The 21,720-nt window shown below is 63.0% G+C and carries 16 protein-coding genes, 1 tRNA gene and 1 pseudogene; 16 read left to right on the forward strand and 2 right to left on the reverse strand.

Features of this window, described 5'->3' with window-relative positions:
* Positions 1-11: 11 nt before the first annotated feature.
* Complete coding sequence (gene odhB, locus CT3_RS11290) at positions 12-1,256, reverse strand: 2-oxoglutarate dehydrogenase complex dihydrolipoyllysine-residue succinyltransferase (RefSeq protein WP_066532403.1); 1,245 nt, start codon at positions 1,254-1,256, stop codon at positions 12-14.
* 63 nt (positions 1,257-1,319) lie between these two features.
* Positions 1,320-4,199: a 2-oxoglutarate dehydrogenase E1 component gene (locus CT3_RS11295; protein ID WP_066532405.1), complete on the reverse strand. Its 2,880-nt coding sequence runs from the start codon at positions 4,197-4,199 to the stop codon at positions 1,320-1,322.
* Positions 4,200-4,429: 230 nt separating this feature from the next.
* Between CT3_RS11295 and CT3_RS11300 the strand changes: the two genes are divergently transcribed.
* The 16 genes and pseudogenes from CT3_RS11300 to CT3_RS11370 all read left to right on the forward strand — a co-directional run bounded on the left by CT3_RS11300 (position 4,430) and on the right by CT3_RS11370 (position 21,707).
* Positions 4,430-5,491, forward strand: a complete 1,062-nt coding sequence (locus CT3_RS11300; RefSeq protein WP_066533317.1) for an AI-2E family transporter — start codon at positions 4,430-4,432, stop codon at positions 5,489-5,491.
* Positions 5,492-5,794: 303 nt separating this feature from the next.
* Positions 5,795-8,854: a formate dehydrogenase-N subunit alpha gene (gene fdnG, locus CT3_RS11305; RefSeq protein WP_115594661.1), complete on the forward strand. Its 3,060-nt coding sequence runs from the start codon at positions 5,795-5,797 to the stop codon at positions 8,852-8,854.
* Positions 8,855-8,864: 10 nt separating this feature from the next.
* A complete protein-coding gene (gene fdxH / locus CT3_RS11310) occupies positions 8,865-9,794 on the forward strand; it encodes a formate dehydrogenase subunit beta (protein WP_066532413.1) in 930 nt (309 codons plus the stop codon).
* Entirely contained in the window at positions 9,791-10,417 is a 627-nt protein-coding gene (locus tag CT3_RS11315; protein WP_066532416.1) for a formate dehydrogenase subunit gamma, read from the forward strand. Before fdxH ends, CT3_RS11315 begins: the two co-directional genes overlap by 4 nt.
* A 101-nt stretch (positions 10,418-10,518) precedes the next feature.
* Positions 10,519-11,493: a formate dehydrogenase accessory protein FdhE gene (fdhE, locus tag CT3_RS11320; RefSeq protein ID WP_066532422.1), complete on the forward strand. Its 975-nt coding sequence runs from the start codon at positions 10,519-10,521 to the stop codon at positions 11,491-11,493.
* 99 nt (positions 11,494-11,592) lie between these two features.
* Positions 11,593-13,071, forward strand: a complete 1,479-nt coding sequence (selA, locus tag CT3_RS11325; protein WP_370685221.1) for an L-seryl-tRNA(Sec) selenium transferase — start codon at positions 11,593-11,595, stop codon at positions 13,069-13,071.
* 127 nt (positions 13,072-13,198) lie between these two features.
* Positions 13,199-15,121: a selenocysteine-specific translation elongation factor gene (selB, locus tag CT3_RS11330; protein WP_066532430.1), complete on the forward strand. Its 1,923-nt coding sequence runs from the start codon at positions 13,199-13,201 to the stop codon at positions 15,119-15,121.
* Between the two features lie 215 nt (positions 15,122-15,336).
* Positions 15,337-15,432, forward strand: a tRNA-Sec gene (locus tag CT3_RS21325).
* Between the two features lie 578 nt (positions 15,433-16,010).
* Positions 16,011-16,501 (forward strand): annotated as a pseudogene (locus tag CT3_RS11335) (tyrosine-type recombinase/integrase); the annotation flags it as partial.
* Between the two features lie 153 nt (positions 16,502-16,654).
* Positions 16,655-16,978, forward strand: coding sequence for an ArsR/SmtB family transcription factor (locus CT3_RS11340; protein ID WP_066532433.1), 324 nt, complete (start codon positions 16,655-16,657; stop codon positions 16,976-16,978).
* Positions 16,979-16,989: 11 nt separating this feature from the next.
* Entirely contained in the window at positions 16,990-17,484 is a 495-nt protein-coding gene (locus CT3_RS11345) for an ArsI/CadI family heavy metal resistance metalloenzyme (RefSeq protein ID WP_066532436.1), read from the forward strand.
* A gap of 6 nt (positions 17,485-17,490) precedes the next feature.
* A complete protein-coding gene (locus CT3_RS11350) occupies positions 17,491-17,997 on the forward strand; it encodes an arsenate reductase ArsC (protein ID WP_066532439.1) in 507 nt (168 codons plus the stop codon).
* 51 nt (positions 17,998-18,048) lie between these two features.
* On the forward strand, positions 18,049-19,338 hold the full coding sequence (locus tag CT3_RS11355) for an arsenic transporter (RefSeq protein ID WP_066532441.1): 1,290 nt from the start codon (positions 18,049-18,051) through the stop codon (positions 19,336-19,338).
* 25 nt (positions 19,339-19,363) lie between these two features.
* Positions 19,364-19,795, forward strand: a complete 432-nt coding sequence (arsC, locus tag CT3_RS11360; RefSeq protein WP_066532445.1) for an arsenate reductase (glutaredoxin) — start codon at positions 19,364-19,366, stop codon at positions 19,793-19,795.
* Positions 19,782-20,498 carry an arsenical resistance protein ArsH gene (gene arsH / locus CT3_RS11365; protein WP_066532448.1) on the forward strand — a complete coding sequence of 239 codons (717 nt, stop codon included), beginning with the start codon at positions 19,782-19,784 and terminating at the stop codon, positions 20,496-20,498. Before arsC ends, arsH begins: the two co-directional genes overlap by 14 nt.
* Positions 20,499-20,510: 12 nt before the next feature.
* On the forward strand, positions 20,511-21,707 hold the full coding sequence (locus CT3_RS11370; protein WP_066532455.1) for an MFS transporter: 1,197 nt from the start codon (positions 20,511-20,513) through the stop codon (positions 21,705-21,707).
* Positions 21,708-21,720: the final 13 nt, after the last annotated feature.

Genomic DNA, 21,720 nt, shown 5'->3' on the forward strand with positions numbered 1-21,720 from the left:
CCCGGTGTGAATTACAGGTCGAACAGCAGGCGCGAAGGATCTTCCAGCGCTTCCTTCATGGCCACCAGACCCAGCACGGCTTCGCGACCGTCGATGATGCGGTGGTCATACGACATGGCGAAGTAGTTCATGGGGCGCACCACGACCTGGCCGTTTTCAACCACGGCACGGTCCTTCGTGGCGTGCACGCCCAGAATGGCGGACTGGGGCGGGTTGATGATGGGGGTGGACATCATCGAGCCGAAGGTGCCGCCATTGGAGATGGAGAAGGTACCGCCGGTCATGTCTTCGATGCCCAGCTTGCCGTCAGCCGCCTTCTTGCCGAATTCGGCAATCTTCTTTTCGATCTCGGCGAAGTTCATCTGGTCGGCGTTGCGCAGGATGGGCACCACCAGGCCACGGGGCGAACCCACGGCGATACCGATGTCGAAATAGCCGTGGTAGACGATGTCGTTGCCGTCCACCGAAGCGTTCAGCACCGGGTACTTCTTCAGCGCGTGCACGGCAGCCTTCACGAAGAAGGACATGAAGCCCAGCTTCACGCCGTGCTCCTTGACGAAATCGTCCTGGAACTTCTTGCGCAGGGCCATCACCGGAGCCATGTTCACTTCGTTGAACGTGGTCAGGATGGCATTGGTGGATTGCGACTGCAGCAGACGCTCGGCCACGCGGGCGCGCAGACGGGTCATGGCCACGCGCTGTTCGGGACGGCCCGACAGGTCTTCCTTCAGCGCAGGAGCAGCCACCTGGGGCAGAGCAGCCTTGGGAGCGCCGGTGGGGATGGTGGCGCCAGCCTTGATGGCGGACAGTGCGTCACCCTTGGTCACGCGGCCATCCTTGCCCGAACCGGCCACGTTGGCGGCGGACAGGTTGTTTTCGGCCAGCAGCTTGGCGGCAGCGGGCATGGCCACATCACCCTTGTTGCCGCCAGCGGCAGCAGGGGCGGCCACGGGGGCAGCAGCAGCCACGGCAGCGGCCGGAGCGGTGGCAGGCGCAGCAGCGGCACCGGCCACAGCGTCGGTGTCGATCTTGGCGATCAGTTGCTCGGCGATGACGGTGGCGCCATCACCTTGCACGATCTCGGCCAGCACGCCAGCGGCAGGTGCGGGCACTTCCAGCACCACCTTGTCGGTTTCGATCTCGATCAGGATTTCGTCCACAGCGACGGCCTCACCGGCCTTCTTCTTCCACGTCAGCATGGTCGCCTCGGCGATGGACTCGGACAGCTGGGGAACTTTGACTTCAACGATTGCCATTTTGAATTCTTTCCAAAGATGTTTTTGTGTACCCCTGCCCTGCGGGCAGGGGTCGTCCCTGTATTACTTGGTCAGGACAAAGCCCTTGAGCTTGCTGAACGCGCCTTCCACCAGAGCCTTTTGCTGCTCTTGGTGCAGGTGCGAGTAGCCCACCGCCGGCGATGCCGAGGCAGCGCGACCGGAGTAGCCCAGCTTCTGGCCTTCGACCATGTTTTCGTGGATGTTGTGCTGGATGAAGAACCAGGCGCCCTGGTTCTGTGGCTCGTCCTGGCACCACACGATGTCGGTGGCGTTGGGGAACTTCTTCAGCTCGGCAGCGAAAGCCTTGTGCGGGAAGGGATACAGCTGCTCGACGCGGATGATGGCCACGTCGTTGATTTCCTTCTCGACACGCTTCTTCACCAGGTCGTAGTACACCTTGCCCGAGCAAGCGATCACGCGCTTGACCTTGGCGGCGTTCTTCACCACGTTGGCATCCTGCTCGGTGATCACGGTCTGGAAAGCACCCTTGGTGAATTCAGACAGCGGCGACGTGGCGTCCTTGTTACGCAGCAGCGACTTGGGTGTGAAGATGACCAGCGGCTTGCGCAGCTTGCGCACCATCTGACGACGCAGCACGTGGAAGATCTGGCTGGCCGTGGTCGGCTGCACGATCTGCATGTTGGTGTCGGCAGCCAGCTGCATGAAGCGCTCCAGGCGGGCCGAGCTGTGCTCGGGGCCCTGGCCTTCGTAGCCGTGCGGCAGCATCAGGGTCAGGCCGTTGACGCGGCCCCACTTCACTTCACCGGAGGCGATGAACTGGTCGATGACCACCTGGGCGCCGTTGGCAAAGTCGCCGAACTGGGCTTCCCAGATCACCAGGGTGTTGGGATCGTTGGAGGCATAGCCGTATTCGAAGCCCAGCACTGCCTCTTCGGACAGGATGGAGTCGATCACGGTGAACGGAGCCTGGTTCTCGGCCACGTTGGCCAGCGGGATGTAGGTGCCTTCGCTCCACTTTTCACGCTTTTGGTCGTGGATCACGGCGTGGCGGTGGGTGAAGGTACCGCGGCCGCTGTCCTCGCCGGACAGGCGCACGGGATAGCCCGAAGCCACCAGCGATGCGAAAGCCATGTGCTCGCCCATGCCCCAGTCCACGTTGACCTCGCCGCGGCCCATGGCGGCGCGGTCGTCATAGACCTTCTTCACCAGCGCGTGGGGGTTCACGGTTTCGGGCAGCGTGGTGATCTTCTCGGCCAGACGCTTCCATTCGGTCAGCGGGATGGCGGTGTCACCGGCATCGGTCCACTTCTGGCCCAGGAACGGGCTCCAGTCCACGGCGTACTGGCTCTTGAAGTTGGTCAGCACCACTTCCTGGGTGTGACGGCCTTCGTCCATGGCGGCGCGGTAGGCCTTGGCCATGTCGTCGCCCAGGGACTCGCCCAGACCTTGCGCAGCCAGCTTGTCTGCGTACAGCTTGCGCGTGCCGGGGTGGGCAGCGATCTTCTTGTACATCAGCGGCTGGGTCAGCGCGGGGGTGTCCTGCTCGTTGTGGCCCAGCTTGCGGAAGCAGACAATGTCCACCACCACGTCCTGCTGGAACTCCATGCGGTATTCCAGTGCCAGCTGCATGCACAGCGCCACGGCTTCGGGATCGTCACCATTCACGTGCAGCACGGGCGACTCCACCATCTTCACGATGTCCGTGCAGTAGGTGGTGGAGCCCTTGTCGCGGGGGTCGGAGGTGGTGAAACCGATCTGGTTGTTGATGATGATGTGGACCGTGCCGCCAGTGGAATAACCACGGGTCTGCATCAGCGCCAGGGTTTCCTGGTTCACGCCCTGGCCGGCAAAAGCGGCATCACCGTGCACCAGCACCGGCAGCACTTGCTTGCCGTGCGGGTCGGCGCGACGGTCCATGCGCGAACGCACCGAACCTTCGACCACGGGGTTGACGATTTCCAGGTGGGAAGGGTTGAAAGCCAGCGACAGGTGCACGGGGCCGCCTGCGGTGGACACATCGGAGCTGAAGCCCTGGTGGTACTTCACGTCACCAGCGGTCAGCTCTTCGGGAGCAGTGTGATCGAACTCGGCGAACAGGTCCTTGGGCATCTTGCCCAGGGTGTTGACCAGCACGTTCAGGCGGCCGCGGTGGGCCATGCCGATCACGACTTCCTGCACGCCCGTCTGGCCGCTGGCGTTGATCAGCTCGTCCATCGCGACGATGAAGGACTCACCGCCTTCCAGCGAGAAGCGCTTCTGGCCCACGTACTTGGTGTGCAGATAGCGTTCCAGACCTTCGGCTGCCGTCAGGCGGTCCAGAATGCGCTTTTTCTTGGCAGCATCGAAGACGGGTTTGGAGCGGATGGTTTCCAGCTTCTGCTGCCACCAGCGCTTTTGCGCCTGGTCCGTGGCATACATGTACTCGACACCGATGGTGCCGCAGTAGGTTTCGCGCAGAGCGTTCATCAGCTCGCGCAAGGACATGGTTTCCTTGCCGAAGAAGGTGTTGCCCACGTTGAACACGACTTCCTGGTCGGCATCGGTGAAGCCGTAGAACGCAGGTTCGAGTTCGGGAATGTCAGGACGTTCGGTGCGCTTGAGCGGATCCAGATCGGCCCAGCGCTGGCCCACATTGCGGTAAGCGGCAATCAGCTGCTGCACGGCAGTGCGCTTGCGACCCAGCTCGGAATCGGCGCCGGAAGCCTGGACCACCTTGGTGCCGCCTTGCTTGGCGCGTTCAGCGAACGCGTTGATCACGGGCAGATGGGGAACATCCTTGGCGTTGGTGCCATCGGCGGCAGGCACATGCTGCAGCGCATCAAAGTATTCACGCCACGAATCCGGCACGCTGCCGGGATTGGCCAAATAGTTTTCGTACATCTCTTCGACATAGGGCGCGTTGCCGCCGAAGAGATAGGTGTTGCCTTGGTAGGCTTGGTAAACAGATGGCTGATCGCTCATATTCCGCTGACCTCCGCTTTCCTGGGGAAAGCCTTAGCTGGTTGGTAAACCTTCCGCGACACGGCTGTACCGGATGGCGGATGCGACTGTGGCTGGGGAAGGGCCTGTTGTTGCGTCCGTCATTGTGCCACCGAATGCCGTGTCGTTCCGAAAGGCGGACACAGCTTAAACGCTGCCTGCTTCGCTTACATTCCCATATCCCCTTAGTTTGCAGGCCTGCCTCCATGCACATGCGCTCGGAAAACGCCAACAAGTACACCTTTGCGCTGCTGCTGGCAGCCGTCACCCTCGGTTTCCTGACCATCCTCTGGCCTTTCGTGGGCGCGGTGTTCTGGGCCGTGGTGCTGGCCATCCTGTTCCAGCCGCTGAACCGCCGCCTGCTGGCCCGCATGCCCCGGTACCCGAACTCCGCCACCCTCCTCACCTTGCTGCTGTGCCTGCTGGTAGTCATCCTGCCGCTGATCGCCATCACCCTGTCGGTGATCCAGGAAGCCGCGTCCGTCTACCACCGCATGAGCTCGGGCCAGATGAATCTGGTCACCTATATCCAGCAGATCAAGGCCGCCTTGCCGGACTGGGCCCTGGACATCCTGGACCGGCTCAACCTCAGCACCCTGACGGAAATCCAGCAGCGCCTGGCGGTGGTGGCCGGCGAAGCCGCCAAATCCTTTGCCACCAAGGCCGTCAACCTGGGCCAGGGCACCCTGAGCTTTGTGGTGGGCTTCGGCATCATGCTGTACCTGCTGTTCTTTCTGCTGCGCGACGGCACCAAGCTGGCCCCACGCATCCGCGACGCCATTCCGCTGGACCGCGAGCACAAGACCCAGCTGCTGAGCAAGTTCACCACCGTCATCAAGGCCACCGTCAAAGGCAATCTGGCCGTAGCCGCTGCCCAGGGCGCGCTGGGCGGCCTGATTTTCTGGATACTGGACATTGACGCCCCGGTGCTCTGGGGCGTGCTGATGGCCTTCCTGTCCCTGCTGCCCGCCGTGGGTGCGGGCCTGATCTGGGGCCCGGTGGCGATTTACTTCCTGGCCACCGGCAGCTGGAGCCAGGGCCTGATCCTGACCGCCTACGGCATTTTGGTCATCGGCCTGGTCGACAACATCCTGCGCCCCCTGCTGGTGGGCAAGGACACCAAGATGCCCGACTACGTGGTGCTGATCTCCACATTGGGCGGAATGTCCCTTTTTGGCCTGTCCGGTTTTGTCGTGGGCCCGGCCATTGCAGCCCTTTTCATGGCCACCTGGGATATTTACGCCCCGCCAGCCGCCGAAAATACGCCCAGATAGTTACACCTGATACGCGGGCTTATCACCGCACAGATGGAAATACCCTCTTCACCAGGCCGACCTCGGGACTTCCCTAGGTCGGCTTGTCTTTTTGTGGTCCACAGTCTTATTTGCAGCCTGGGCGTACTGGAAAGCCCAGAGCAGCAATGGAACCGGCAGCCATTCGCAGGAATACATAACCTACATAAAACACCGCGTGCAGCAATCCCGAGAAGAGTGACCGAGAACCTGAACTCCTGCGTCTTATATAAGTTGCCGGACCTAGAATGCGCCCCACAAGCGTCAAGTTAAAAAAGGTAACCCATGGTGCAATTCTCCAGACGCCAGTTCATGAAAGTGACTGGTTCGAGTCTGGCGGCATCCAGCTTGGCAGTGATGGGCTTCTCGCCCACCGCCGCCCTAGCGGAGGTCCGTCAGTTCAAGCTGGCCGCCGCCACCGTCACTCGGCAGACGTGTACGTACTGCTCGGTCGGCTGCGGCATTTTGATGTATTCCTACAGCGATGGCACCAAGAATGCCAAGCTGTCGGTCATGCACGTCGAAGGGGATCCGGACCATCCGGTGAACCGCGGCACGCTGTGCCCCAAGGGCGCATCGCTGCTGGACTTCGTGCACAGCCCCAACCGCCTCAAGTACCCCGAATACCGCGCCCCCGGCTCGACCGAGTGGAAGCGCCTGTCCTGGGATGAGGCTCTGACCCGCGTCGCCAAGCTCCTCAAGGAAGACCGCGACGCCAATTTCGTTGAAAAGAACGAAAAGGGCCAGACGGTGAACCGTTGGCTCACCACCGGCATGCTGGCCGCTTCGGCCTCCAGCAACGAAGCCGGCTACGTTACGCACAAAGTGGCCCGTTCCTGGGGCCTGCTCGCACTCGATAACCAAGCACGTGTCTGACACGGCCCGACGGTGGCAGGTCTTGCCCCGACGTTTGGCCGTGGAGCGATGACGAACCATTGGGTCGACATTCGCAACGCGGACGTTATCTTGATCATGGGCGGTAATGCCGCCGAAGCACACCCCTGCGGCTTCAAGTGGGTGACCGAAGCGAAGGAGCACAACAATGCTCACTTCATGGTGGTCGATCCGCGCTTCAACCGCTCGGCATCCGTGGCCGATTTCTACGCCCCCATCCGTTCGGGCTCCGATATCGTGTTCCTGGGTGGTGTGATCAACTATCTGCTGACCAACGACCGCATCCACCACGAATATGTGAAGAACTACACGGACTTCACGTTCATCGTGCGCGAGGACTTTGCGTTCGACGAAGGCATCTTCTCGGGCTACAACCCCGAAAAGCGCACCTACGACAAGTCCACCTGGGACTATGAACTGGGTGAAGACGGCTTCGTGAAGGTCGACCCCACGCTGCAGCATCCCCGCTGCGTGTACCAGTGGCTCAAGCGCCACTACGCCAGCTACACCCCTGAGAAGGTGGAAAGCATCTGCGGCACGCCCAAGGAAAAGTTCCTGCACGTGGCAGAGAAGCTCGCCTCCACAGCGGAAGCCGGCCGTGTCGCCACCATCATGTACGCCCTGGGCTGGACACAGCACACCACCGGCGCACAGATGCTGCGTACCGGTGCCATGATCCAGCTGCTGCTGGGCAACATCGGTATCGCTGGCGGCGGCATGAACGCGCTGCGCGGCCACTCCAACATCCAGGGCCTGACGGACCTGGGCATTCTGTCTGCTTCGCTGCCAGGTTACCTGACGCTACCGAACGAAGCCGAACAGGAGTACGACAAGTACATCGCCGCGCGCACGCCCAAGGCACTGCGTCCGGGCCAGATGAACTACTGGTCGAACACGCCCAAGTTCCACGTCAGCCTGATGAAGGCGTGGTGGGGCCCTGCCGCCACGGCGGAAAACAACTGGGCGTTCGACTACCTGCCCAAGCTGGACAAGCAGTACGACATGCTGCAGGTCTTCGACCTGATGAACCAGGGCAAGATCAATGGCTACATCGCCCAGGGCTTCAACCCCCTGGCGGCGCTGGCCAACAGCAACAACGTGCGCAACGGCCTGAAGAAGCTGAAGTTCCTGGTGGTCATGGATCCCCTGACCACCGAGACTTCGGAATTCTGGAAGAACCACGGCGAATTCAACGACGTGGATTCCGCTTCCATCCAGACCGAGGTGTTCCGTCTGCCCACCACCTGCTTTGCCGAAGAAGACGGCGCTGTCGTCAGCTCTTCGCGCGTGCTGCAGTGGCACTGGAAGGCGGCCGAGCCCCCAGGAGAGGCCAAGACCGACATCGCCATCATGTCGGCCCTGCACCTGCGCCTGAAGAAGCTGTATGAGACGGAAGGCGGCAAGTTCCCCGACCCGATCACCAAGCTCTACTGGCCGTACGCACAGCCCGCACACCCGTCTTCCGAGGAAATCGCCAAGGAATACAACGGCCGTGCACTGGTCGACCTGACCGACGCCGAAGGCAAGGTCATCCGCAAGGCGGGTGAACAGCTGGCAGGCTTTGGTGAAATGCGCGACGACGGCTCCACACTGGGTGGTTGCTGGATCTGGGCCGGCAGCTGGACGTCTTCGGGCAACCAGATGGCCCGCCGCGACAACAGCGACCCCACGGGCATCGGCAACACGCTGAACTGGGCCTGGGCCTGGCCGGCCAACCGCCGCGTGCTGTACAACCGTGCATCCTGCGACCGCGAAGGCAAGCCGTTCAACCCGAACCGCGTGCTGATCAAGTGGAATGGCAAGAACTGGGGCGGCGCCGACGTGCCCGACATGGGCCCGACCATGCCGCCCGAAACGACCAACCCGTTCATCATGAACCCCGAAGGTGTGGCACGTCTGTTCGCACGCAAGGGCATGAACGAAGGTCCGTTCCCCACCCACTACGAGGCGTTTGACAACCCGCTCGGCTACAACCCCATGTACCCGAAGAACAAGCTGGCTGTCATCAACCCTGCCATGCGCATCTTTGACTCCGTCAAGGATTCCGCCGGCACGGCCGCCGAGTACCCGCACGTGGGCACCACCTACCGCCTGACCGAGCACTTCCACTACTGGACCAAGCACGTGCACCTGAACAACATCGTTCAGCCCGAGCAGTTCGTGGAAATCGGCGAGGCGCTGGCCAAGGAGCTGGGCATCGAGACCGGCCAAAAGGTCAAGGTGTCGTCCAAGCGCGGCTTCGTCAAGGCTGCGGCCGTGGTGACCAAGCGCATCAAGCCGATGCAGATCGACGGCAAGACCATCCACCACGTGGGTGTGCCTATCCACTGGGGCTTCTCGTCCCAGGGCCGCAAGGGCTACATGGCCAACAACCTGACCGCCTCGGTCGGTGACGGCAATAGCTTGACCCCTGAATCCAAGACCTTCCTCGTGAAGGTTGAGAAGGCTTAAGGAGTAGCTGATGTCTTCAACCATGTCCCTTGATATCAAGCGCCGCTCCGCGACGACCACCCCTGCCCCCAGTGCGCGCGAAACGCACAGCGGCGAGGTGGCCAAGCTGATCGACGTCTCCAAATGCATCGGCTGCAAGGCGTGCCAGACAGCCTGCATGGAGTGGAACGATCTGCGCGACGAAATCGGCACGGCAGCAGCCGGCGTCTACGACAACCCGACCGATCTGACCGATCAGTCGTGGACCGTGATGCGGTTCACCGAGTACGAGAACGAAGCGACCGGCAACCTCGAATGGTTGATCCGCAAGGACGGCTGCATGCACTGCGAAGACCCGGGCTGCCTGAAGGCCTGCCCTTCCCCCGGGGCCATCGTGCAGTACAGCAACGGCATCGTGGACTTCCAGCAGGACCAGTGCGTCGGTTGCGGCTACTGCGTCACCGGCTGCCCATTCAACATCCCCCGCATCTCGAAGAAGGACCACAAGGCGTACAAGTGCACCCTGTGTTCTGACCGCGTGGCGGTGGGTCGCGAACCGGCCTGCGTCAAGACCTGCCCGACCGGCGCCATCATGTTTGGCACCAAGGAAGCCATGAAGGACCAGGCCGCCCACCGTGTGGTCGACCTGAAAAACCGTGGCTTCGACCAGGCAGGCCTGTACGACCCGCAAGGCGTGGGCGGCACCCACGTCATGTACGTGCTGCACCATGCGGACAAGCCCTCCCTCTACAAAGGCCTGCCGGACGATCCCAAGATCAGTCCCATGGTCGCACTGTGGAAGGGCGTGGCCAAGCCTCTGGCCATGGCCGCACTGGGCGCCGCTGCCGTGGGCAGCCTGTTCCACTACATCACCAAGGGCCCGAACGACGTGTCCAAGGAGCTGGAAGATGAAATGGAACGCAAGGACGCCGAAGCGCTGAATAAGGAGTCTGGCAAATGAAACGCAATCCCCGCGACCTCGTGCGCTACAACGCATCGGAGCGCGCCAACCACTGGGTGGTCGGCATTTGCTTCATCTTGCTGGCCCTGTCCGGCCTGGCGTTCTTCCACCCGGCGTTCTTCCCGCTGACCCAGCTGTTCGGCGGTGGTCCGTGGAGCCGCATCCTGCACCCCTACATCGGGGTGGTGATGGCGCTGTTCTTCATCGTCATGGCCTGCCGTTTTGCCAAGCTCAACATCGTGGAACCCCGCGACATTGACTGGCTCAAGAACGTCAACAAGATGATCGACGGCGACGACCACGACATGCCCGAACAAGGCAAGTACAACGGCGGTCAGAAGCTGTTGTTCTGGGGCCTGGTCATCGGCATGGCGCTGATCACCATCACCGGCGTGCTGATGTGGCGCGCCTGGTGGAACCTGCCGGTGGGCGTGGTGCGTGCCGCTTCGGTGGTGCACGCCATTGCGGCCGTGTGGATGATCGGCCTGATCATCATGCACGTATATGCGGCTATTTGGACCCGCGGCACCATCCGTGCCATGCTCTATGGCACAGTCACCCGTGCCTGGGCCAAGCAGCATCACCGCGGCTGGTATCGCAAGATGACCGGCGACAACGACTAAAAAACAGGGGCACTCCTCCTCAGCCCCTCCTCATTGACGCTTGTTGACTGCCGCCGGCTGCCTTCACGGGCTGCCGGCGGCCTTCATTGAGAACCACACAAATGCAGCAACGTATCCTCCAACCCGGCGAAATCGAAGCGCTGGACAAGACCTCCTTCCCCCGCATCCTGCTGCCGCAGGTCGCCAGCCTGTTCAGCGAACGCGCGGCCCGCCTGCGCCAGCTGGCCGACGGCAACCCCATCGCCGACTACCTGCAGTTCGCCGCCAAGATCGTCGACGCCCAGCAGGCCGCTGCCAGCAGCGTGGAACTGGCGCCGCTGGACACCAGCACCATCGAACGCGCCCAGCAGCACTCCATGCCGCTGCTGCCCGCCGCCGAGCATGTGGACCCCGCCTGGCACGCCGTGCTGCACAGCATGCTGGAAACCCTCTCCAGCGCCGAAGGCCTGCCCGCACCGCTGCAACCGCTGATCACCGAGCTGCGCAACCTGCCGGACGCCGAGCGCAACGACATTGCCGCCAAGCTGCTGCAAAAAGAAGTGGCAGCACGCCACATTGGCATGGCGCCGTTCATCATGGCCGCGCTGCAGGTCACCTACGCCCGCCGCGCCGCTGCACTGAACCCCGTGGACGTGCCCTACACCGACCCGGCCAGCATCTGCCCCGTCTGCGCCAGCGAACCCGTGGCCAGCGTGCTGCGCATCGGCGGCAAGGCCAACGGCCACCGCTACCTGCACTGCGGCACCTGCTGCACCGAATGGCACATGGTGCGCGTCAAGTGCTCGCACTGCGAATCCACCAAGGGCATCCACTACGAAACCATCGAAGGCAGCAAGGACGTGGTCACCGCTGAAACCTGCGATGAATGCGGCACCTACCGCAAGGTGGTCAACCAGGAAAAAGACCCGTTCGCCGAGCCCCTGGCCGACGACCTGGCCAGCCTGATGCTGGACCTGCTGATGAGCGAGCAGACCCGCTTCCAGCGCGCCAGCGCCAACCCGCTGCTGTATGTGGCCGTGGCCGAAGCGCAGGACGCAGACCAGCCCCAGGACGGGCTGATCGATCCGGCACAATAAGCCCCAGTCTGCGGCCGGAGCGCCTGACAAGGCTGCGCTCTCCCGCACACCACGCCGGGCCGCCCCGTGGCGGCCCGTTTTCATTTTCCCGACTGCACCTTGCCGAGACTGCCTGTGGCCGCACCATCCGCACCCCACGCTACCGCCCCCCTGGAACCCGCCCGCCTGCCGTCGGTGGACCGCCTGCTGCAATCGGCCGAATTGCAGCCCCTGCTGGCCGACTACGGCCGCATCGCCACCACCGACGCCGTGCGCCAGGTGCTGGAAGACCTGCGCCAGCAGCTGCGTGCCGGCACCGCGCTGGTCCCCGAATCTGTAGCCACTGGCGCACTGGCAGCACAGATCGGCCGCCAGCTCGCCCAGCTGTTCGCCCCGCGCCTGCGCAGCGTCTACAACCTCACGGGCACCGTGCTGCACACCAACCTGGGCCGCGCCCTGCTGCCCCAGGCGGCGGTGGAGGCCGTGGTGGAAGCGCTGACCACTCCCGCCAACCTGGAATACGACCTCGCCACCGGCGGCCGCGGCGACCGTGACGACCTGGTAGAAGCGCTGATCTGCCGTCTCACCGGCGCCGAAGCCGCCACCGTGGTCAACAACAACGCCGCCGCCGTGCTGCTGACCCTGTCCACGCTGGCATCCGGCAGGGAAGTGGTGGTCTCGCGCGGGGAACTGGTGGAAATCGGCGGCGCCTTCCGCATCCCCGACATCATGGGCCGCGCCGGCTGCAAGCTGGTCGAGGTGGGCACCACCAACCGCACCCATGCGCGCGACTATGAAGGCGCCATCACCGCAGACACCGCCCTGCTGATGAAGGTGCACACCAGCAACTACGCCATCCAGGGCTTCACCAAGAGCGTGCCCGACGCCGAAGTCACCACCATCGCCCACGCCAACGACCTGCAGATGGTGGTGGACCTGGGCAGCGGCACCCTGGTAGACCTGCGCCAGTGGGGCCTGCCCCACGAGGTTACGGTGCGCGAAACCATCGACGCCGGCGCCGATGTGGTCACCTTCAGCGGCGACAAGCTGCTGGGCGGCCCACAGGCCGGCATCATCGTCGGCAAGAAGGAGCTGATCGCAAAGATCAAAAAGCACCCCATGAAGCGCGCCCTGCGCGTGGGCAAGCTCACCCTGGCGGCGCTGGAGCCCACGCTGCGCCTGTACCTGCACCCCGAGGCCCTGGCCCAGAACCTGACCACGCTGCGCCTGTTCACCCGCCCGCAGGCCGACATGCGCTCCCAGGCCGAACAACTGGCCCCCCTGCTCCAGCACGCGCTGGGCGCCAGCTGGACGGTGGACACCGCCGAGCTGCACAGCCAGATCGGCAGCGGCGCCCTGCCCGTGGACAACCTGCCCAGCTGGGGCCTGCAGATCTACCCGGCCAGCGGCAAGCAGGCCGGCCGCCAGCTGCAGCAGCTCGAAGCGCGGCTGCGCGCCCTGCCCCGCCCCATCATCGGGCGCCTGCACGACGACGCACTGTGGCTGGACCTGCGCTGCCTGGAAGCCGACGCCCTGGACGGCTTCATCGCCCAATTCTTCCTGCTGCGCACCGACGGCGCGGCCCAGGCCCAGCCCTGACCCCCAGGCCATTCCCTACAGCGCTGCCAGCGTGCCCACGACACCATGGCACCCTGACAGCCTGTACGACCCCACATTGAGACATTGAACCAGCACCGCACAGACGGTGCGGAAAGCAGAGACACCCATGATCATCGGCACCGCAGGCCATATCGACCACGGCAAGACCACCCTGGTGCGCGCCCTCACCGGCGTGGAGACCGACCGGCTGAAGGAAGAAAAAGCGCGCGGCATCTCCATTGAGCTGGGCTACGCCTACAGCCCCCTGCCCAACGGCGACGTGCTGGGCATCATCGACGTGCCGGGCCACGAAAAATTCGTCCACACCATGGCCGCCGGCGCCGTGGGCATAGACCACGCCCTGCTGGTGGTGGCGGCTGACGACGGCGTCATGCCCCAGACCATCGAACACCTGGAAATCCTGCAGCTGCTGGGCGTCAAACACGGCACCGTGGCCCTGACCAAGGTCGACCGCGTGCTGCCCGAACGGCTGGACGATGTGCGCGCCGAAATCCAGGCCATCCTGTCGGTCACCGCACTGGCCGGCAGCCCCATCTTCGCCACCCATGCCGTGCAGGCCGACGACCCCGGCGTGGCCGCGCTGCGCGACCACCTGCAGGTTCAGGCCCAGTTGATGCCCGCACGCGCGCAGGACGGACTGTTCCGCCTGGCCGTGGACCGCGTCTTCACCCTGCCCGGCCAGGGCACCGTGGTCACCGGCACCGTGTTCAACGGCCGCGTGAACGTGGGCGATCAACTGCTGCACTCGGCCACCGCCCAGTCGGTGCGGGTGCGCAGCATCCACGCCCAGAACCAGGCCAGCGACACCGGCGTGGCCGGCCAGCGCTGCGCCCTGAACCTGGCCGGTATCGCCAAGGAAGACATCCAGCGCGGCGACTGGATTCTGGACGGCCGCCTGCTCCAGGCCACCGACCGCATCGACATCCGCCTGCACCTGCTGGCCGAAGCGCCCCCCCTGGCGCAGTGGACGCCGGTGCATGTGCACATGGGCACCCACAAGGGCACCGCCCACGTCGCGCTGCTGCAGGACCAGCCCATCGAACCCGGCACCGAAGTGCGCGCCCAGCTGGTGCTGGATGCGCCCGTGTTCGCCCTGCCCGGCGACCGCCTGATCCTGCGCAACGCCCAGGCCACCCGCACCATCGCCGGCGGCATGGTGGTGGACCCCTATGCCCCGGCCCGCAAGCGCCGCAGCGCCGAACGCACGGCCTATCTCGATGCGCTGGAGCAGTTGGTCGCCACCGCCAGCCCCGCCGCCCTGATCGCCCAGGCGCCCCACGGCCTGCCGCTGTCCCAGCTGACCCGCCTGACCGGGCGGGCGCTGGACGGTGCCGCCCTGCCCGGCACGCTGCGCCTGCCCATGGCCGACGGCGACGCCCTGCTGCTGGATGCCGCCCGCTGGCAGCCGCTGCGCGCACGCGTGCTGGACACGCTGGAGCGCTTTCACGCCAAGAACCCGGACGAGCCCGGCATCAACGCCGCCCGCCTGCGCCGCATGGCCCTGCCCGGACTGGTGCACAACCAGCACGACGCGCTGTGGGCCGGCCTGGTGGAGGCGCTGCTGCAGGACGGCAGCATCACCGCCAGCGGCGCCTGGCTGCACCTGCCCGGCCACAGCGTGCAGCTCACCGCCGCCGAGCAAACGTTGTCGGAGCAATTGCTGCCGCTGCTGCACGCCGGCCGCTACGACCCGCCCTGGGTGCGCGACCTGGCCGCCGACACCGGCACCGGCGAAGACGCCGTGCGCCAGCTGCTGCGCAAGCTCGCCCGCCAGGGCCAGCTGTTCCAGGTGGTCAAAGACCTGTTCTACAGCGCTGCGCGCATGGACGAGCTGGCCGACATCGTCCAGCAACTGGCCGCCCAGGCCGCCCACGGCGAGGTCGAAGCCCGCGCCTTCCGCGACGCCACCGGCCTGGGCCGCAAACGCGCCATCCAGATCATCGAATGCTTCGACCGCCTGGGCTACACCCGCCGCGTGCGCGACGCCCACGTGCTGCGCCCCGACGCGCAATGGAACCGCAGCCGCTGACCGCACAGGGGTGATGGTGGCGATGCGATGCCATGCGATGGAGATCGGCTGGGCTGGGCTGGGCTGGGCTGGGCTGGGCTGGGCTGAGCTAGGGATGAGATGGAGATAGCGATGCAGGTTCCCTGCAGGGGCTGGGGCATTCCCTGTGCTACCCATCGCCACCGTCTGCCCTGCACACAGGCTGTAACACGGTAGAATCGCCGCTTTCCTCCCAAGGAAGGCAATCGTGCCCGGTGGCGCGGCCGGGCTTCAAACCCGGTGAGGGGTGTCAGTCACTCCTGGGTTGGTTCGACTCCAGCTGCTTTCCGCCAGAACACCGGTTCGCAAGAGCCTAAAAAGCCCCAGCCCTTCACCGCTGGGGCTTTTTCATTGTGTGGGCTTACCCGCGTGTCGGACTTCGCTCCAAGCTCTGTACCAGTTGCAGCAGCAAACCTCAATGGGTGAAGTCTGGGGCATGGCCCGCATCAACCTACGTTGAGAAAAAGGGGCGCTGTTGCGCTGTGCAAGTGGGTGCCAGGGCATGCGACAGAAGCACAGGACTGGGATGTGCGCTACGTAACTGGATCAAGCACCGTTGGCGCGTTCAAGTAAACCTTGAACCAAATGCACATTTCCTGACCTCCCAAGTCGATCTATCCGCTGACAGCAATCGCCCCTTTGCGGTCGTCCACGCTTCTTGCTCCTACGTCGGCTTTGCAGCGATAGTCGCCATTGACTGGAAACGCCTCAAATCACGCTATCAGGCATATAGCAGTCGTTCAACTTGAGCACCAACTGGGCGACTGCCGTTACCTTGACCAGATTCCGAGAAATTCCGACTACAGCGGAAATCTCAATCGATTCAGGAGTTTGCCTCCTGTGACCTGCTTGAAGAAGACGCAATCCAGGCCGAGTGCGCGAGCTTGCTCTTTTCAGCTTGGCCATTGATAGCAAGCTGCGAGGATGCGACCTCGTCGCTCTCAAGGTTTGGGATGTATGCCACGGCTATCAGGTGGCATCGCGCGTTGTCGTCACGCAGCACGTCCAGTGCAGTTCTAGCTCGTGCAGGCCGCTCGTGACGCCTTGCAAGCCTGGGTCAAGCTGGCTGGTCTGAAATCAGAGGACTTCCTGTTTCCAAACGGGCTAAACGAATAGCCCCATCTGGGGACACGGGAGTAAACCCGAATCCTCGATCACAGGGTTGACGAGCTAGGCCTGGACCGCATGGAGTACGGGACGCACTCGATGCGCAGGACAAAGGCGACACTGATCGACCACCGCAGAAAGAACCTGCGTGCTGCCAAGTCACTTCTAGGTCACTCTAAGCTGGAGTCAACAGTGAGGTACCTGGGTATCGAAGTAGACGATGCCCTCGAGAGCTCTGAACAGACGGAGATTTGACGTTGCCATTGACGGCTACCCTGGAAACTGCGGCAGGGTGGACGTCCTCAGCGGCTGCAATGTGGCGCTGAGCCTTCTGCCATAAGCAGTCATTCGAAAATGTCACCCTCTCAAAACAATTCATTTATTCAACAAATGATGTATTATTGATTTATGCAAGAAGCCCAAGTCATCCGCTCCCTCTCCGCCCTGGCCCATGAAGCCCGCCTGCGCGTTTTTCGCGCCCTGGTGGTCGCAGGCCCCGAAGGACTGACACCCAGTGTCTTGGCCGAGCAGTTGGGCATCGCTCCCAATGCGTTGTCCTTCCATCTCAAAGAGTTGTCCCATGCCGAGCTGGTGAGTCAGGAGCGTCAGGGCCGCAACGTGCTGTACCGGGCGGCGTTCCCTGCGATGAACGACCTCTTGGCCTACCTCACCGAAAACTGCTGCCAGGGCGCTGTGTGCACTCCGGCAGATGCCTCTTCCTGCAACTGCTAACGGAGCACACGATGAAACGCTTTCACGTCCACATGCATGTCGATGATCTGGCCAAGAACATCGCCTTCTACTCCCAGCTCTTTGGTGCAGAACCTGCCCGCGTGGAAAGCGATTACGCCAAGTGGATGATCGATGAGCCCCGGGTGAACTTCGCCATCTCGACCCGTGGCAACAAGCCTGGACTGGACCATCTGGGCTTCCAGGTGGATGAAGCTCAGGAGTTGGCAGAGCTCAAGGCACGCGCCGAATCTGCTGACATGGCGCTGCTGGATGAGGGCACTACCACCTGCTGCTACGCCCGCAGCGACAAGCACTGGATCACCGACCCCCAAGGCATCGCCTGGGAGCACTTTCATTCCCTTGAAAACATCCCTGTGTTCAATGAAGCGGCGCAGTCGGCGCCCAAGGCCAGCGCCTGCTGTACTCCTGCCGCAGCGGCCCCAACCACCGCGTCTTCATGCTGTGCACCCCAAACCCAAACTTCCAACTCCAAGTCTTGCTGCTGAGGCTTTATGACCAACACTACAACGCCCCTGAACGTTCTGTTTCTGTGCACCCACAACTCGGCGCGCAGCATCCTGGCGGAAGCCTTGCTCAACGATATGGGCCGGGGGCGCTTTAAGGCCTACTCGGCTGGAAGCAGCCCACGAGCCTACCAGCAGCCCAACCCGCTGGGCTTGCAGGTGCTGCAACGCGCAGGCGTATCCATAGAAGGCCTGCGCAGCAAGAGCTGGGACGAATTTGCCGTGGCCGATGCGCCGAAGATGGATCTGATCATCACCGTCTGCGACAACGCCGCAGGCGAAGTCTGCCCAATCTGGCCCGGACACCCCGCTACTGCGCACTGGGGCTATCCCGATCCTTCGGAAAGCGATGCTGCTGACGACGCCAAGCTAGAAGCTTTCCGCCAGACCATGCACATGATCCGTCGCCGTCTGGAGCTGCTGGTGAATCTGCCCGCAGACAAGTTGGAGAAGGCCCGACTGCAAGGCACAGCCCGCGAACTTTCCGCGCACTGATCCACTGCCTCACCCTTCTACGCCCATCACTTACCCACGGTCTCCATCACGATGCTCTCGGCTGTACTGATCTTTGTTTTCACCCTGATTCTGGTCATCTGGCAACCACGCGGCCTGGGTATCGGATGGAGTGCCTCTTTAGGGGCAGGCATCGCCTTGCTGCTGGGGGTAGTGCATCTGGCCGACATTCCCTTGGTGTGGCACATCGTGTGGAACGCCACCGCAACCTTTGTTGCGGTGATCATCATCAGCTTGCTGCTGGATGAGGCCGGGTTCTTCGAGTGGGCAGCGCTGCACTTCGCGCGGTGGGGTGGTGGCAAAGGCTCCAAGCTGTTTGCCTTTATCGTGCTGCTGGGCGCCGCCGTGTCGGCCCTGTTCGCCAACGATGGGGCCGCGCTGATCCTCACGCCCATTGTCATGGCCATGCTCGTGGCGCTGGGCTTTTCGCCGGCAACGACATTGGCCTTTGTGATGGCGGCAGGCTTCATTGCGGACACCGCGAGCCTGCCGCTGATCGTCTCTAACCTGGTCAACATCGTCTCTGCCGACTTCTTCAAGATCGGCTTCAACGAATACGCCTCTGTGATGGTGCCGGTCAATATCGTCTCAGTGCTCGCCAGCTTGGCCATGCTGATGCTGTTCTTTCGCCGGGATATTCCTGCGTCTTATGACCTTGGCCAGCTCAAACGCCCAGCCGATACCATCAAAGACCCAGCCACATTCCGCGCTGGCTGGGTAGTACTTGCCTTGCTGCTGATTGGCTTCTTTGGCCTGGAGCCCTTGGGTGTGCCTGTGAGTGCCGTAGCAGCAGTGGGCGCGGTCATCTTGCTGGCCGTGGCTGGACGTGGTTCGGTCATCAATACCAAGAAGGTGCTGCATGGTGCCCCCTGGCAGATCGTGATCTTCTCGCTGGGCATGTATCTGGTGGTCTATGGGCTGCGCAATGCAGGCCTGACGGACTATCTGGCGGCGATGCTGGAGCGTTTTGCACAAGGCGGTGTGTGGGGTGCAGCCATTGGCACGGGACTGCTGTCTGCCTTGCTGTCATCCGTGATGAACAACATGCCGACTGTGCTGGTGGGCGCTTTGTCCATCGACGCCTCTAATGCCAGCGGCATCGTCAAAGAAGCAATGGTCTATGCCAACGTGATCGGTTGTGACCTGGGCCCCAAGATCACCCCCATCGGTAGCTTGGCCACGCTGCTGTGGCTGCATGTGCTGGCCAAGAAGGGCACCACGATCAGCTGGGGCTACTACTTCAAAGTTGGCTCGGTGCTGACCGTTCCTGTACTGCTTGCCACTTTGGCTGCCCTGGCTTTGCGCCTGAGCATCTTTGCCTGAACACGCCCTCTGTCCTGGAGTCGGTATGAGCACTATCACTATCTATCACAACCCCGCCTGCGGCACCTCCCGCAACGTGTTGGCGTTGATCCGCAACAGCGGCGAAGAGCCCACGGTCATCGAATACCTCAAGACGCCTCCCGATCGGGCCACCTTGGAGCGTTTGCTGGCTGAAATGGGCGTGCCTGTGCGCGAGGTCCTGCGGCAAAAAGGCACGCCGTTCGATGAACTCGGCCTGAGCGATCCCAAGTGGACCGACCAGCAACTGATCGACTTCATGCTTGAGCATCCAATTCTGATCAATCGACCCATCGTGGTGACGCCGCTGGGTACACGTCTGTGCCGGCCGTCCGAGGCCGTGTTGGACATCTTGCCCAGCCCTCAGCTGGGAGTATTCACCAAGGAAGACGGTGAGGCCGTCATCGACGCGAAAGGACAACGTGTTGCAAAGCACTGATCTACCCAACCTCGACGAACAGTCCTTCGAGACTCCGGACTTGACTCGGCTGCAGCCCGCCCAGCGCGCTACGCACGCACCTCGCATCTTGCTGCTTTATGGGTCGGCCCGTGAGCGCTCCTACAGCCGACTGCTGACGGAAGAAGCCGCCAGGCTGCTTCGCAAGCTAGGGGCCGAGCCTCGGATTTTTGATCCGCGTGGGCTGCCGCTGCCAGACGATGCGCCGGAGAGCCACCCCAAGGTCCAGGAGCTGCGCGAGTTGGTGCAATGGTCCGAAGGCATGGTGTGGACATCACCCGAGCGCCATGGCGCAATGACCAGCATCCTCAAGGCCCAGATTGACTGGATTCCGCTGTCTGTGGGTGCCGTGCGCCCGACCCAGGGCAAGACTTTGGCGGTGATGCAGGTCAGTGGAGGCTCGCAGTCGTTCAACGCACTCAACCAAATGCGCGTGCTGGGTCGCTGGATGCGCCTGATCACCATCCCCAACCAGTCTTCGGTGGCCAAGGCATTCTTGGAGTTCGACGAAGCCGGTCGCATGAAACCCTCCGCCTACTATGAGCGGGTGGTCGATGTGATGGAGGAACTGGTCAAGTTCACGCTGTTGACCCGCGACACTGCAGATTACCTCGTGGACCGATACAGCGAGCGGCGTGAATCTGCAGAAGCGCTCTCACAACGCGTCAATCAGCGAAGCATCTAAAGCACCGAGACGATGCCACGCCGCACCCGGATCACTGCCATGCTGGGCGTGGCCCAAACGCTGTCGTGGGCCTCGTCGTACTACCTTCCTGCTGTTTTAGCGGAGCCGATCAGCAGTGCGGTCGGCATGGCGTACTCGACAGTGTTCGCGGCCTTCTCGGTGGCGCTTTTGGTTTCCGCTGGGATAGGACCCATTGCAGGACGGTTCATTGACCGCTTCGGTGGCCGTCCAGTATTGATCACCAGCAACCTGGTGTTCGCGGCTGGACTGGTGATCCTCAGTCTAGCCACGCAGGCCAACCATGTGTTCCTGGCCTGGGCCGTCATGGGCATAGCCATGGGCAGCGGCCTGTACGAAGCCGCCTTTGCCACGGTCGTTCGCCTGTATGGCCAGGACGCTCGGCGTGCCATCACTGGCATCACGCTGTTTGCCGGGTTCGCCAGTACCGTAGGCTGGCCGCTTTCCAGCTATCTCGCGCATGAGTTTGGCTGGCGTGAGGCATGTCTGGCGTGGGCACTGCTGCACCTTCTTTTGGGACTCCCGCTCAACCTGCTACTGCCACGCGCAGCTTCTGCAGTGGCTGAGCCGCAGCAAGGTGATGAACAACCTGCCGCCAGCCCCCACGAGCATTCAAGCGCAGCTGGCAAGCCGCACAGATCCACTGCCTATCTGATGGCCTATGTGTTTGCGGTTTCGTGGTTCATCAGCACGGCGATGGCGGCCCATCTGCCGCAGCTTCTGCAAATGACCGGAGCTGCAATTGGCGTTGCCATCGGAGCCGCCGCGCTGGTGGGGCCCGCGCAGGTGGCTGGGCGGTTGGTGGAATACGGGTTCTTGAAAAACGCCCACCCCCTGCTGTCTGCCAAGCTGGCAATCTTGGCGCATCCCGCTGCAGCTCTGTGCCTGTATCTGATTGGAGCGCCTGCAGTGAGTCTGTTTGCCGTCTTGCACGGACTTGGGAACGGAATTTTGACGATTGCCGTGGGCACGTTGCCGCTCAAGGTGTTCGGTGCACTGGGCTATGGGCAGCGGCAAGGCTGGCTGATGGTGCCCGCACGCATCGTGCAAGCGGGCTCCCCGTTTCTCTTCGGAATGGCTGTATCCCATTGGGCGCTGGGAGCAGCGTGGCTTTCCTCAATGCTCGGCATCACCGCGTTCTTGGCGCTGTGGGCCATGCGCATTCAGCCTCACGCTGCAAGTGCGCAATAAATTTGGAGGTCGA

It is taken from the genome of Comamonas terrigena NBRC 13299 (genome assembly GCF_006740045.1).
GTDB classification, from domain to species: Bacteria; Pseudomonadota; Gammaproteobacteria; order Burkholderiales; family Burkholderiaceae_C; genus Comamonas; species Comamonas terrigena.